Source organism: Arthrobacter alkaliphilus, assembly GCF_021483235.1.
Lineage (GTDB): Bacteria > Actinomycetota > Actinomycetes > Actinomycetales > Micrococcaceae > Arthrobacter > Arthrobacter alkaliphilus.
In genome coordinates, this window is sequence record NZ_JAKEEC010000016.1 from 40,491 (window position 1) to 54,090 (window position 13,600).

14 protein-coding genes are annotated in these 13,600 nt (G+C 64.1%); 7 read left to right on the top strand and 7 right to left on the bottom strand.

What is annotated here, in order from left to right; genetic code table 11:
• Positions 1–19: 19 nt before the first annotated feature.
• Positions 20–268 carry a hypothetical protein gene (locus tag L0B83_RS12295; protein ID WP_234758742.1) on the bottom strand — a complete coding sequence of 83 codons (249 nt, stop codon included), beginning with the start codon at positions 266–268 and terminating at the stop codon, positions 20–22.
• 205 nt (positions 269–473) lie between these two features.
• On the opposite strand from L0B83_RS12295, the gene L0B83_RS12300 reads away from it, so the two are divergent.
• The 3 genes from L0B83_RS12300 to L0B83_RS12310 all read left to right on the top strand — a co-directional run bounded on the left by L0B83_RS12300 (position 474) and on the right by L0B83_RS12310 (position 5,098).
• The gene (locus L0B83_RS12300; protein WP_234758743.1) at positions 474–2,648 is read left to right on the top strand and encodes a transglycosylase domain-containing protein; all 2,175 of its coding nucleotides are present in this window, start codon (positions 474–476) and stop codon (positions 2,646–2,648) included.
• A gap of 158 nt (positions 2,649–2,806) precedes the next feature.
• Complete coding sequence (locus tag L0B83_RS12305) at positions 2,807–4,585, top strand: alkaline phosphatase family protein (RefSeq protein WP_234758744.1); 1,779 nt, start codon at positions 2,807–2,809, stop codon at positions 4,583–4,585.
• A 171-nt stretch (positions 4,586–4,756) separates the two neighbouring features.
• Positions 4,757–5,098, top strand: coding sequence for a hypothetical protein (locus tag L0B83_RS12310; protein ID WP_234758745.1), 342 nt, complete (start codon positions 4,757–4,759; stop codon positions 5,096–5,098).
• 3 nt (positions 5,099–5,101) lie between these two features.
• Here the strand turns inward: L0B83_RS12310 and L0B83_RS12315 are convergent, their stop codons facing one another.
• Positions 5,102–5,401, bottom strand: a complete 300-nt coding sequence (locus L0B83_RS12315; protein WP_234758746.1) for a ribbon-helix-helix domain-containing protein — start codon at positions 5,399–5,401, stop codon at positions 5,102–5,104.
• Positions 5,402–5,834: 433 nt separating this feature from the next.
• Here L0B83_RS12315 and L0B83_RS12320 point away from each other — a divergent pair, with 433 nt between their 5' ends.
• Entirely contained in the window at positions 5,835–7,340 is a 1,506-nt protein-coding gene (locus L0B83_RS12320; protein WP_234758747.1) for a CYTH and CHAD domain-containing protein, read from the top strand.
• Positions 7,341–7,394: 54 nt separating this feature from the next.
• Here the strand turns inward: L0B83_RS12320 and L0B83_RS12325 are convergent, their stop codons facing one another.
• Together L0B83_RS12325 and L0B83_RS12330 are read right to left on the bottom strand one after the other, a co-directional pair.
• Positions 7,395–7,697, bottom strand: a complete 303-nt coding sequence (locus L0B83_RS12325) for a DUF4193 domain-containing protein (RefSeq protein WP_234758748.1) — start codon at positions 7,695–7,697, stop codon at positions 7,395–7,397.
• A 141-nt stretch (positions 7,698–7,838) separates the two neighbouring features.
• Complete coding sequence (locus L0B83_RS12330) at positions 7,839–8,348, bottom strand: MarR family winged helix-turn-helix transcriptional regulator (RefSeq protein WP_234758749.1); 510 nt, start codon at positions 8,346–8,348, stop codon at positions 7,839–7,841.
• Positions 8,349–8,427: 79 nt separating this feature from the next.
• On the opposite strand from L0B83_RS12330, the gene L0B83_RS12335 reads away from it, so the two are divergent.
• Positions 8,428–9,177: a hypothetical protein gene (locus tag L0B83_RS12335; protein ID WP_234758750.1), complete on the top strand. Its 750-nt coding sequence runs from the start codon at positions 8,428–8,430 to the stop codon at positions 9,175–9,177.
• Complete coding sequence (locus tag L0B83_RS12340; protein WP_234758751.1) at positions 9,174–9,974, top strand: SDR family NAD(P)-dependent oxidoreductase; 801 nt, start codon at positions 9,174–9,176, stop codon at positions 9,972–9,974. The genes L0B83_RS12335 and L0B83_RS12340 overlap by 4 nt, the downstream gene beginning before the upstream one ends.
• A gap of 20 nt (positions 9,975–9,994) precedes the next feature.
• Here the strand turns inward: L0B83_RS12340 and L0B83_RS12345 are convergent, their stop codons facing one another.
• On the bottom strand, positions 9,995–11,467 hold the full coding sequence (locus L0B83_RS12345) for an HNH endonuclease signature motif containing protein (protein WP_234758752.1): 1,473 nt from the start codon (positions 11,465–11,467) through the stop codon (positions 9,995–9,997).
• 151 nt (positions 11,468–11,618) lie between these two features.
• Positions 11,619–12,230, bottom strand: coding sequence for a DnaJ family domain-containing protein (locus L0B83_RS12350; RefSeq protein ID WP_234758753.1), 612 nt, complete (start codon positions 12,228–12,230; stop codon positions 11,619–11,621).
• A 157-nt stretch (positions 12,231–12,387) separates the two neighbouring features.
• Between L0B83_RS12350 and L0B83_RS12355 the strand changes: the two genes are divergently transcribed.
• Positions 12,388–12,639: a DUF2630 family protein gene (locus L0B83_RS12355; RefSeq protein WP_234758754.1), complete on the top strand. Its 252-nt coding sequence runs from the start codon at positions 12,388–12,390 to the stop codon at positions 12,637–12,639.
• A 55-nt stretch (positions 12,640–12,694) separates the two neighbouring features.
• Here L0B83_RS12355 and L0B83_RS12360 read toward each other — a convergent pair whose 3' ends face one another.
• The gene (locus L0B83_RS12360; RefSeq protein ID WP_234758755.1) at positions 12,695–13,597 is read right to left on the bottom strand and encodes an NAD(P)-dependent oxidoreductase; all 903 of its coding nucleotides are present in this window, start codon (positions 13,595–13,597) and stop codon (positions 12,695–12,697) included.
• Positions 13,598–13,600: the final 3 nt, after the last annotated feature.

A 13,600-nucleotide genomic window follows, 5' to 3' on the forward strand; every position in this document is an offset into this window, starting at 1 on the left:
CTCGTTCCCGTGCGGTCCGCTAGCCTTGCTGCCGGCGCACTTCCCGGTTCCGCAGCCAGCGGCGGGCAAGGTCCACCGCGGCCCAGATACCGGCGAGGGGGGACAAAACGACCACGCCGTAGATGAAGATCAACCACGTCAGGATCGCCAGGGGTTGCTGCGCTCCGCTCAACCAGGACAAGCCGCCAAGCAAGCCGATTGTCCAGAACAAAACAACGCCCACGAGCACTGCTCCCGCCGGAAAATACTCGCTCCTCACAACAGCCATCAGTGTCTCCACCGGCTGCCACCTGCCTTCCATCACCGCACCCGAATTACTTCAGTATGCCTCCGGAAAAACGCCGGACACCGGCAGCGCGCGGGCGAAGTGACGAACATAACCACGGCGGCCTCGCCGCCGCGGATTCCGGCCCCTATGTGACGGACGGGGTAGCGGCGTACCCTGTAAGCACGCACGGTTGATAGCTGGAAAAATGGCTCGGAAAAAGAACCCTAAACGTGGTTTCGCCAGTGTCCTGCGAAGGGTCTTCGGATTCTTCCTGGTGAGTGTTCTTTGCGGCGTATTGGCTGCCGGGCTGGCAGTCCCCGGGGTGGCGTCGGCCGGGATGGCCGTCAGCGGTTCGATCCAGTACTTCGACCACCTCCCCGGTGATCTGGTGGTCAATTCGCCGTCGCAGTCCACCAAAGTGCTCACCGCAGACGGAAAGACGATCGCCACCTTCTTTGCGGAGAACCGTGTCCGGGTCAGCCTGGACCAGATGTCTCCCTACATCAAAGAGGCGATTGTCGCCGTCGAGGACAACCGCTTCTATGAGCACGGCGGCGTCGACCTCCAAGGGATCTTCAGGGCGCTGGCATCCAACCTCACGAAGGGCTCCAACGAGGGCGCGTCGACCCTGACCCAGCAATACGTGACCAACGTACTCAACGAGTCGCGCCTGGCGGCAGGCCAGACGGGACAAGTGGTGCTCAGCGGGCAAAAAAGCCTGGGTGACAAGGTGCGCGAAATGAAGCTCGCCATCGAACTCGAGAAGAAATTCACGAAGGACCAGATCCTGGAGGGCTACCTCAACATTGTTTTCTTCAACCGGGACGCCTACGGCATCGAAGCCGCGGCACGGCACTTCTTCAGCGTTTCCGCCAAGGACCTGAGCCTTCCCCAGGCCGCCCTGCTCGCCGGCCTGGTCAACAGTCCCACCTACTACGACCCGTCCGTCCATCCGGACAACGCCATCCAACGCCGCAACCTGGTGCTGGCCGACATGCTGGCACAGCACAAGATCCAGCAAGGGGAGTATGCGGCCGCCGTGGCGACGCCCCTCAAGCTCACCATCACGCCGGCGAAGCAGGGCTGCGCCGGCGCGGAGATGGCGGTGTACTTCTGCGACTACATCTCGCACCTCATCCTCAACAACCCTGCCTACGGTGCCAGCGCCTCGGACCGGGAACAGCTGCTGTACCGCGGCGGCTTGACGATCACCACCACTTTGGACAGCCGCCTGCAGGCAGCGGCACAAGCCCAGGTTGATGCCACGGCAGGTGCGAACCCGGACAAATGGGGAGCCTCCTTGGTCACGGTGCAGCCCGGCACGGGCAAAATCCTGGCCATGGCACAGAACACGGTGTTTCTTGCCGAGCCCGGCAAATTCGATTCCCAACTCAACTTCAACGTTGATTCCAAAGACGCCAACGGCAATGACTTGAACGGAGCCGGAGGGTTCCAGCCAGGTTCCGCCATGAAGCCGTTCACTTTCACCGAGTGGCTCAACGAGGGCAAGTCCATAACCACTGTTGTGGACGCCTCGCGGAGGGAATATCCACTCGGATTCCCCTGGAGGGACAGCTGCGGGAAGGTCCTGGGCGGGTACAGTACGGCCCAGAAAGCCGCAGGCTTAGGCACGGCTGACGATCTCCGCAACAACGACGAGGGGTATTACCGTCCGATGCCCGTCAACTATGGCCTCTACAACTCCATCAACACCGCAACGTTTGCCGAGGCAGCCCAACTGGACATCTGCGGCATCCAGAAAGTGGTGGATGCGGTCGGCCTTCACAGCGGCGTGGACAACGCGCCCGTGAACATGCACCAATTGGGCAACCTCCTCGGCGGCACCGAAGTGGCTCCCCTTGTCCTGGCCGATGCCTTTGCCACCTTCGCCGACGACGGCACGTACTGCGGGCCGATCGCCATTGTGGGCATCACGGATCCATCCGGCGCGAAGCTGCCGGCCCAAGCCAGTTCATGCCATCCGGCTATCAAGCCCGAGGTTGCCCGCGGCGTCAACTCGGTTCTCCAGGACGTCCTGAAACGCGGCTCCGGCGTCTACATTCAACCGAAAGTCCAGGACTTGTTCCCCACCGCGGCAAAGACGGGAACGAATAACAGCAACGGCTCCACGTGGGTGGTCGGGTACACCACGGGGATGGCCACGGCGTCCTTCTTCGGCGACACCATGGCAGGACAGAACCGGACCGGCCGGAACGTCACCATCAACGGCAAGTTCTACCCCGTAATCGACGGCTACATGCTGGCTGGTCCGCAATGGGCCAACTACATGACGCAGGTCGGTCGCCTTTATCCTGCAGCGCCCTTCCCGGGGCCACCTGCGTCCATGATTGGGACGCCCACGCCCAGTCCTTCCCCCTGAGTTCCGGAATTCCCTGTCCAGCCGCGGAGTCCTCGAAGCGGACCGCCGCCGGGGGTACGAGGATTTCCTGTGAGTTCCGGAAGAGTTCGGCTACCCGCAATTGAACCTGCCATGAACTTTTCCGAAGCAAGGCCCAACTGTAGAGACGGATCCCTTCCGTGCAACAAGAATCATCCGGGGACGAATTCTCGATGGATAAGAACGCAATAGCGAAGGGTCTTGTTTCGATGAAGACAGCCAAGAAAAACAGGCTTGCCACAGCCGCGGTCCTGGGGGCCGTGCTGATGGCCGGATCGGCGGTTGCGCCGGCGATGGCCGACGACGCTTCACGCGGCGGCCAGGACATCCAGGGCCAGCAGGGATCAGACAACAAGGGCCAAGGCGGCGAGGGCGAAACGTCGAAGCATGTCCTGCTGCTTTCGGTGGACGGGCTGCACCAGAAGGACCTGGACTTGTACGTGAAGAACCACCCGACGTCCGCGCTGGCGTCGCTGGTCAACCACGGCACCAGCTATACCCACGCCCAGACTCCCGTTCCCTCGGACTCCTTCCCCGGAATGGTGGGCCAGGTGACCGGTGGAAATCCCGGGACCACCGGCGTCTACTATGACGACACGTTCAACAGGGCACTCCTGCCGGCGGGTACAACGGACTGCAAGAACACCGCGCCGGGCGCAGAAGTGGCCTTCACCGAAGGGGCGGACAAGGACCCGAACGCCCTCGACGCCGGCCAAGGCCTGACCGGGCTTCCAGGCAGCATCCTGAACATGACCGGACAGCCCGGCGCGCTCCTCGACCCGGCCGCACTCCCGGTTGACCCCGCGACGTGCAAGCCGGTCTACCCGCACCAGTACTTGAAGGTGAACACGGTGTTCGAGGTGGCGAAGAGCGCCGGCCTGACCACGGCATGGTCGGACAAGCACCCCGCATACGAGATCCTGGGCGGCCCCTCCGGCAAGGGCTTGGACGACCTGTTCGCCCCTGAGATCAACAGCGTCGCCCCGGCTCCCTTCAACGGCGACTGGACCAAGGACAACGCCGCTACCCAGCAGTACGACGGCTACAAAGTCCAGGCCGTGCTCAACGAAATCGACGGCAAGGACCACTCCGGCACCAAAACAGCTGCAGTGCCGGGCATCTTCGGGATGAACTTCCAGTCCGTCTCGACGGCCCAGAAGCTCCCGACGTCGGACGGCCTCACCGGCGGTTACCTTCAGGGCGGCACCGTTCCCGGCCCGCTCTTGAGCAAGGCCCTGGACTTCGTCAACGCCTCTGTCGGGAAGCTCGAGTCGGAGCTGGCGGCTTCCGGCCACGCAAAGGACACCACCGTGATCCTTTCTGCCAAGCACGGACAGTCGCCGATGGACCCCTCGACTCTGACGAGGGTGCCTGACAGCGCAATCATCGACGGCCTGAACGCAGCATGGAAGTCGGCCCACCCCGGCTCCGCTGACCTCGTGGCCTTCTCCACCAACGACGACATCATGCAGCTGTGGCTCGCGGACCACTCGCAGGCCGCGGCGCAGTTCGCCAAGGACTACCTTGCAGCGCACCCTGCTGCCGGTAACGACATCAACGGTGCCGCCAAGACCGTGGCAACCTCCGGGTTGAGCAAGGTCTACGCGGGCAGCGAAGTCGCAAACTATTTCGGCACCCAGACCAGCGATGCACGCTACCCGGACATCCTGGGCATCGCCCAGGCCGGCGTGGTCTACACGGGCGGCAAGGGCAAGATTGCTGAGCACGGCGGAGCCAGCGCGGAGGACCGCGACGTGCCGCTCGTGGTCTCCGGCGCCAACGACGAACACGCCCGGACCGTGACCACCGAGGTCGAGACGAGCCAGATCGCGCCGACCATCCTGAAGACCCTGGGCTTGGACCCGAACAAGCTGCAGGCTGTACGTATCGAGGGAACCAAGGCTCTCCCGGAGCACTGATCAACCGCGCTTCACACACGGAGGGGTTCCACGGCCGGAAAGCCGAGGAGCCCCTCCCTGTTTTCACCCGACCCTTGGCCGGACGAAATGGACCGTTCCGCTTCCGAAGCCGGTACACGCACTGATGCCCCGTCTGCTTACAATCAAACGACAGCAACTACTGAGGGAACCATGAAGAAAATCACCACAACCCTGCTCGCGGCCGGGCTCCTCCTCTCCGCTTCAGCCTGCTCGGCATCGCAGCAGCTGAGCACCCAAGACACCTGCAGCAGGGTCAAGACCGTCATCTCGAACCCCACGAACACCAATGACAAAACGGGAACCATCCGGGTAGCCAACCAGCTCCGCCCGATCGAAACCGTGTCCTCGGATGAGCTGAAACCCACCCTGAAGACGCTGGTGGACTACCTCGACGAGTCTTCGAGGGACAATCCGGACACCGCGAAGCTCAATGCCATGAAGAACGACTACCAGAACGCGGGCGCCAACTACGGCAAGTACTGCGGCGGCTAAACACTAGAGTGCGGTGTGCTTCCCGAACGGATGGTGGCCGGTGGCTGGCTGTCCGTGGCTCCCCAGCCACTCGGACAGCGCCTCGCGAAGGATCTCGCTGGGCGTAAGACTGAGGGATTGCGAAGCCGACTCCAAGGCACGGTCCAGCTCCTCAGGGATCTGGAAATCCAGCGCGGAAGGTTGGTCGTTTTCCCGGGGATCGGCAGGCAAACCAGTACCGCGCAACAGCTTGCCGACCACCGGCTTCGTGTCGTTTTCGGTCCAGGCTGAAAGGCGCTCGAAATGAGTCACATCTCGTGTCATGATTTTCCCTCCCAACAATTAAGCATCCTCCGTTGGCGGGCCACAGTCACCATCTGTGAGTAATTACTCTCTAATTACCGCGAGCTAATTACCGCGAGGTTACTGCCGAAGGGCACTCAGCGCTCCGTATCGGCATCGCCGTGGATGAGCCGGGGAGAGGCCGACCGGGCCCGTTCAGAGACCCAGGAGTCGCGGAACGGACCCGGCGCTCACGCTTGTTGGTGAGACCGCGACGGACATCGATCAGCCAGGGCTGGTGCCGTCAGAGTGATCTTAGGGCTTGCTGCGATTCCGGTCTAGGGAGCCGGACGCCCGGGGTCGTAACAGCCCGCAAGGGACGCGCCGAGATGCCTTCGTCCGGTCTTTCCCTCCAGAAGGCCTGGTGGGAGGATGCCTATAGGCGCGAGCAACGACGAGAAGGACGGGATGCGGCATGTCGACCCAGGAATCCGTGGAAACAGAACGCAAATACGACGCTGACTTGGAAACGCCTCTTCCCGCGTTCGAGGACATCGCCGGCGTCGAACAGGTTGCAGAGCCTGCCGATCATCAACTCGAGGCCGTCTACTTCGACACCGAAGGACTCGTTCTTGCCAAGCACCGCATCACTTTGCGGCGCCGCACCGGCGGCACCGACCCAGGCTGGCATGTGAAACTGCCGGCAGAGCGGGACAACCGGGTGGAGATCCACGCGCCGCTGGGCCAGCCCGAGATCGTCCCCGACGAGCTGGCGGAGCGGCTCCTCGTCTTCACCCGCGGCGAGGAGCTCAGGCCCGTGGCCCGGATCCACACCCGTCGCACCTTGCACCGGCTGCACGGCAGCGAGGACGTCACCCTGGCCGACTTCGTCGATGACCACGTCACGGCCGAGACTTTGCACCCAACGCAATTGGAGCGGCAGTGGCGGGAATGGGAAATCGAGCTGGTACACGGCGACCAAGCCCTGTTTGATAGCGCGGAGCGCGTATTGTCGGGGACCGGCGCAAGCCGATCACGGCAGGTTTCCAAGCTGGCCCGCGCCTTTGGAACTGCGTGGCCAGCCGCCGTGCCGGCGCCACCGAAGGCCCGTCCGAAGGGTTCCGCCGGGGACGCAGTACTTGCCTATATCGCCGCGCAGATCGCTGTCATCACGGAATTGGACTCCGGAGTCCGGCAAGGCGCCGACGACGCCGTTCACGGCATGCGCTCCGCAACGCGCAGGCTCCGCTCCACTTTGTCCGCGTACGGCAAGCTCTTCGACGCCGACACCACCGACCAGCTCAAGGCCGAACTGAAATGGCTGGGCAAGGTCCTGGGCAAGGCCCGCGATGCCGAAGTGCTGCGCGACCGGATCGGGGAACTGCTGAATGAGCAACCGGACGGCTCGGTACCCGCTTCAGCCGCCAGCAGGATCCATGACGAACTCGAGACCTCCTTCAATTCCGGATATCGCGAGATGCTCCGTGCATTGGAAACAAAACGCTATTTCCGGCTCCTGGAGTCCCTGGAGCAATTCCGCGACGAGCCTCCAACAAAGGCTCGTGCCGGGAAGAAGGCCCGCCCCCTCACCGCTAAGCTGGCCGGCAAAGCGATCAAGCGGATGCGCAAGTCCCAGAAGGCGGCCGCCGGGCAAACCGGCGTCGAAGGCGACAAGGCATTGCATCAGGTCCGCAAAGACGCGAAGCGGCTGCGCCATGTGGCCGAAGCGCTGGAGGACGTCCACAAGAAACCGGCCGTGAAGCTGGCACGTAATGCACAGAAGATCCAGAAGATCCTAGGAGAGCACCAAGACAGCGTTGTCAGTCGCTCAATACTGCTGCGGCTCGCGAACCATGCCGACGGACCGGCGCAGGACAACTCACCATACGGTCCGCTGCTCGCTGCCGAAGAGCAGCGAGCAGCCGACTCCGAGGCCCGCTATGAAAAGCTCGCCAAGAAGAAGCGCCTTCAGCCCCTGTGATGAACGCAACTACAGGGAAGGAAGCTGAGCGGCCATTGGGCCGGCTTCAGGGGCTCAGCCTTCGCACTCTACGCAGTACGCGTGGCCGTTCTTTTCACGGGCAATCTGGGAGCGGTGACGGACGAGGAAACACGAATAGCACGTGAACTCGTCTTCCTTCTGGGGAACGACGGCGATGACGAGTTCTTCGGCCACGAATTCGCCGCCTGGAACATCGTTCCCTTCGAAGGCATCGGCTTCGTCCAGCTCCCGAACGACGCTGCGGGCATCCGGAGCGTTGGCGGACTGCAGGGCCTGAAGTGACGTGCTTTGGGATTCCGCGACGTCGGAGCGGAGTTCGTCGTAATCGGTTGCCACCTGAGGTTATCTCTTCTCTTGTATATTTCCTGGCGAATGTGCAACATACACCATCCAGCTGCTATTCCCCACATAGTGGCAAAAATCGTCGCCCGATCGGCGCGAGGGTTCCCGACGGCGGAACGGGGCCGGGGCGCCCGATCAGGCCTTGCGTCCGCCGCCAGCTCCGGGATCACGTCCGGCCTGGCGGCCGAGATCGCGGTGGAGGTCCACGTCCAGTCCGTGGCCACTGGCGAGTTGCGCGAGCAGCACCTCAAGCTGGCCGTTCTGCTCCGCTGTCAGGGGGGCCAGAAGCTCCGCCTCATGTTGTTCCGCGATACCGCGCAATTCACGCAGCACGCGCTTGCCGGCGTCGGTGAGGTGGAGTTCGTAGTTCCTCCGGTCCGTGCTGCTGCGCACCCTGTCCACGAGCCCGCGGTCTTGGAGTGAGTCGATGAGTGTGACAACCCGGCTCGGGACGGCGCCAAGCCTGTCGGCCAGGGAGCGCTGGCTCAAACCAGGAGCGCGTCCGATCAGGCGGATGACACCGGCATCGCTCGGCGTCAGGCCGATCTCCCGTGTGCGGTCGGCAAAGCGCGACGACGCGACGGCGCCGAGCTGCGACAAGAGAAAAGCGGTCCGTCTCGACCGGCCAGGTGTGGCGAAGTCCATGGATCAAGAATACATGCTTGACAGAACAATTCTGTAGGTGAACTATTTCATTAGTGATGCAATTACGAAAGGTTCAGCCATGAGCAATCGTTCGAATCCCGATGTAGGCGTCCGGCCAGCCCGGTCCGGCGGCCCGCACCCCGGCATTCTCGCCCTCGTCAGCCTGGGTATCTTCCTCGCCGGCCTCGCCACCTCCGCAATCATGACTGGTGGCCAAACGTACGTCTCGCCCTTTGCCCCGACCGGACAAGTGGCGGCATTCTTCCAACAAAACTACGCCGCGATGCGGGTAGGCGGCATGCTTCAATTCGGCTCCGCCGTGCCGTTGGGGATTTACGCGGCCACCGTCTACGCCCGGCAGCTACGGCTTGGCGTACGCGTCCCCGGACCGGCCATCAGCTTCTTCGGGGGCGCCAGCGCGGCCATCTTCCTGATGTTGTCCGGCTCCCTGACCTGGTTGCTGAGCCGGCCTGAAATCACTACGGATGTGACACTTACCCACGCTCTCGCATTCCTTGCGTTCATCACCGGCGGGGTCGGCTTTGTGGTCGGTACCGGCCTCCTCATGGCAGGAATCGCCGTTCCGACCCTGATCCTGGGCTTTATGCCCCGCTGGCTGGCCTGGACCGGGCTGGTCATTGCCGCACTGTCCGAGTTGAGCTTCCTGTCGATGGCGATCGAACCTCTTCAGTTCCTCCTGCCACTGGGGCGCTTCGGCGGCCTGCTGTGGCTTGTCGCGGCAGGCTTCCTGCTCCCCCGCAGCCGGGCGGCGGCGAACCAGGAGCCACGGGCGCACGCGCCCCGCGCACCACGGACGGTGGAACCATGACGACGCCGGATCCCGCCCGGCCCCTGTCAGGCAAGGTCGCCCTCGTCACCGGAGCGAGCCGCGGAATCGGCGCCGAGATCGCGGCTGCGCTGGCCGGAGCCGGTGCCCAGGTCGTCCATGCGTCACGGGACAGCACCGGCCTGTCCCAACGTGTCGCCGCAATTACTTCGGGTGCCGGGAACGCCGTCGCCATGACCGTGGATGTTGGCGACGAGGACTCAGTGAAAGCCCTGATGAGCCAGATCCGGGACCGCTTCGGCAGGCTCGACCTCGCGGTCAACAATGCCGCAGGCGACGGGCGACCACCCGCGCCCCTGGCCGAGTGGGAGAGCTCGGAGTTCGACAGCGCCATCTCGGTCAACTTGCGCGGAGTGTTCCTCTGCCTGAAATACGAAATCGAGCTCATGCTGGCGGGCGGGAATGGCGGAGCAATCGTCAACATGTCCTCCACCGCAGGCGAACAAGGCGTCGCCGGCTTGAGCGGCTACGTGGCGAGCAAGTTCGGCGTCGGCGGCCTGACCCGGGTGGCCGCGCTCGACTACGCCTCGCAGGGGATCAGGGTCAACGCGATCGCACCCGGCCCCATCCTCACCGAACGCCTTGCCGGCGCGGGCCAAGCTGCCCAGGATCGGGTGGCCGCCGCCGTGCCGCTCGGACGGATCGGTACCACGGCCGAGGTTGCCGCAGCCGCCGTCTGGCTCGGCTCGGAGCAGTCGTCGTTCGTCACCGGCACGGTGCTCGCGGTCGACGGCGGCAGGCTGGCTGGGACGCCTGCGTTCAACACAGGCAGAACCTAACAATGACGCCACTCCACGCCCTAGAACGGCGGGGGTTCTGGCCGCTGGAGCAAATGGACCGTCCTGCCAACATCTGCTGCTTCGCTCGTATATTGCCGGCCCAGGGGCGACTTCCACTCGAGGTAGCCAGTTGGCGAGGACTGTCTATAGCTCCAGGCGCCTATGGACTTCAGCGCATGGTGCTTTCGGCAGAGCATTGCAAGGTTGCCGGCGTCAGTAGTGCCGCCATCCTGCCACTCGATGATGTGGTCGGGTTCGCAAGCGACAACCCTCCGCGTGCACCCGGGGAACCGGCAGGTCCCGTCACGGCCCTGAAGGTACCGGCGAAGAGCCTTCGGTGGACGGTAGGCCGTGCGCCCCACACCCAGGACCTGGCCGCTGGCGCAATCCGTAAACAGCCGTTGCCACGTTGGCGCAAGGGCCGCCATGCGCCGGGCCGTTGCACCGTCTATGGGTCCGTATCCTTCGAGTTCAGCTGTATCGAACTCGCCACCGCCGGGCACGACGCTGCCGCCAAAGACGGATCCAACGGGAATGGTTATCACGACCTCGGCGCGGAATACCCCGGGTTCGGACAGGTCAGATCCGCCAAGCAGCTCGCCTGATCTACCCAAAAGGCGGTCAGACCCACCAAAGAGACGGTATGCCAGCGCATCCGCGCGGAGCTCCGACAGTGTGCGGGAATCGGAGGCAGCACCAAATTCGGGTGTAGGGTGCGGCCCGGGAAGGCCTCCCAGCTCCGCAGCCCGTGCACTGGTCTGCCGTGCATCGTGGTCGAGCCCGTTGTAAATGGCCATCCCGACTTCCGCCGTGAGGAACGCGGAGAGCGTGCACATACCGTCCGGCTCGGCCGTGAACCATACACCGCGCTGCCGCTGGGCAGACTCTTTGCGGGCGGTAATGCTTTCGGGGTGCACATGCTCGCGCAGCCGCCGCAGGCAGGCGCGGAACTCGGACAGCGTGCGGCGCCGGCCTTGCCGCGTCCGCGTGCGCAGCAAGGCCACGGTAGCGAATTTTTCGGCGTGCCCGGCCGGGAGCGAACGGGCCTGGTCGAGAATGATTCGGGCGTGCATTTCAGAGATATCCCCGGCCTCGACCGCCTCAAGGACTCCCCATTGGGACGTCGTGAGATCCGCGGCATCATGCAGCAAGCGCGCGGCCATGCCTTCCGTCAGGGCACAGGCGGTGGACACTTCGGAGACGGCCAAGGCATGGGCTTCATCCCCACCGAACCGTACCGGCTGCCTCTCTTGCCTCCGCGGGGATTCTTCATCGATTACCTCTTCAACCCGGGCCAGGGCCTGATACTTCATGGCGGTTGCCCAGGCAATGAGCCTATCGGCCGATTCCACAGCACTGAGCGCATCGTCGGCACTGAGGAAGGAAGCGAGCGGCAGGCTCATGGTGCCAAGCAGCGGCGAATCCTCCCGGTCCGTGAAGCTGACGGCCGGAACCCACGCATCGCTTTCCGTTCCGAACACCCGGTCTTCCACGCCTGCCCCCTCCTGGATTCCTGGCCCTGAAACCGCGCGGGCCTTTCGGCCGCCTGACAGTTTCAGGCTAGGGGGAGGGTCTGACATTTATGGGCCGGCGGACAGCCACGGGGAACATTCATCGCAGCTCACCGAGTTTCCCAAGCGTTCCCTAACCGGGACCGCTCCACAAGCGACGCCACCACGGCCGCTTGCCGGCATGCTCCTGGTTCACGGCCTCCCGGGCTGCCGTAGCCTCGGCAGCCGCCGCCCGGCGCTCGCGCCAGCGTTCCACCTCGACGCCGACGTCGCGGGTTTTCGTGATCACCGGAGGCCCGCCTTGGAGCTGGCGCCGTGCATCGATGACCCGGGCGTTGAAGTCCTCCACAAGCTCGCGCACCTGATTTTCCGAGTACAAGGCATCAAGGTTCGCATCCAATTCGGCATCCTCGGCGCGGAGCAGAATGGCCTTCGGACCGAGTCCGCTGAGATGCTCCCGCTGGATAAGGCCTTTCACCCACCAATCGGGATCGTAGCGCTCCCCCAGCCCGGGGATCGGCTTTCCTGCGTACTTGAGGTTGTCGAACTTTCCTTGCGCCATGGCGTCGCGGATCAGATATTCCGCCCTGGCGGCATCGTCCACCTTCTTGCGCTTCCGGCGCTCTTCCTCGCCTGCGGCCTCAAGCTCGGCTTCCTCCTCGGCCGTCATGCCTGCCGCCCGGACGTTCCGCAGCTCCAGGGCCCGCTCCAGCTTTCGCTTGAACGCACTGTTTTCGCCGCTCACGTCAATCACCCGCCTTCGCTTGCGCAATCTTGGATCTGCTTCCAAGTATTCCGCAAATGGAAGATCGAGGGACGGCACCTGCGGAGGCGGACTCTGGCCACTGCCCGCCGACCTCACTAACCTGACAGGTAACGGCTAGTTCAGGAAGAGGGTCATCATGGACGAACAAGGCATTCTCCAGCGCATCCACTCACTGGTGGAGGAAGAGCGTGAGCTTCGAGAAAAGGCGGAGGCGGCCCCGCCAGGGCCCGGGCATGCCCCTGACCGCACAAGACTGGAGCGCATTGAACAGGACCTGGATCAATGCTGGGACCTGCTGCGGCAACGGCGGGCCAAGAGACAGTACGGCGAGAACCCGAACGAGGCTAAACCGCGGCCCCCAAAGCAGGTGGAGGGCTACATCGGCTGAGCCGTATGAAACGCGGGACGACGACGGCGGGAGGCTCCCGCCGTCGTCGTCCGCGTTAGGCGCGGAGTGCGGCGCGGACGCTGAGATAGATGCCCGTATGATCCAGTTCGCCGAGCCCCAGCGCAATCATCGTTTGGAATGCCCTGCGGACGCTGCTCGAAACCGGCAGGTCCAGCCCGGCATCTGCCGCCGTTTCCGCGATGAACGTCAAGTCCTTCAATTGGTTCTTTGCCGATCCGCCGCCTTGAAAATCGTGTTCGAGCCAGCGATGGCCCTTTTGTTGAAGGACTTCTGAGTTGGCCAGGCCTCCGGCAAGTATTTCTTGCACGTGCCCGGAATCCAGCCCGGAAGCCTCGGCGAGGGCCATGGCCTCGGCGATTGCCGTTACCGTTGCGGCCACAACGATTTGGTTGCAGGCTTTGGCAATCGAGCCTGCGCCCGTGTTCCCGAACCGCAGGACGGTGGAGCCGTAGAGTCCGAGCAGCGGCCTAAGGCGCTCCACCACCTCGTGGGGACCCCCGACCATGATGCTGAGGCGTCCCTGTTCGGCGCCAATGGTGCCGCCGCTGAGCGGAGCGTCAATGACGGTCACTCCCGAGGTCTTCCGGCATTCCTCGGCGAAGGCGGCGACAGCGACGGGCGACACCGTTCCGTGGACCACCAGAATCGGGTTGTCGATGCCGGCGGCCTTCCACCCCGCAAGGAGCCCGTCGGGTCCGTGCAGGAGCTGCTCGACTTGGGGGAGGTCGGGCAGGACGGTCAGCACCACGTTGCTGGCCGTTTCCGCCGGGGAATCCACGGCATGTCCCCCGAGGATGGCTTTGGCCTTGCGGGCCGTCCGGTTCCAGAGCTTCAGCGGCACTCCCGCGGCGATGAGGTTTCGGGCGATGGGGGCTCCCATCGGCCCGGTACCCAGCAGGGCCACCGACGAGGGAACGCCTTTCTCAGCGTTGCTCATCTG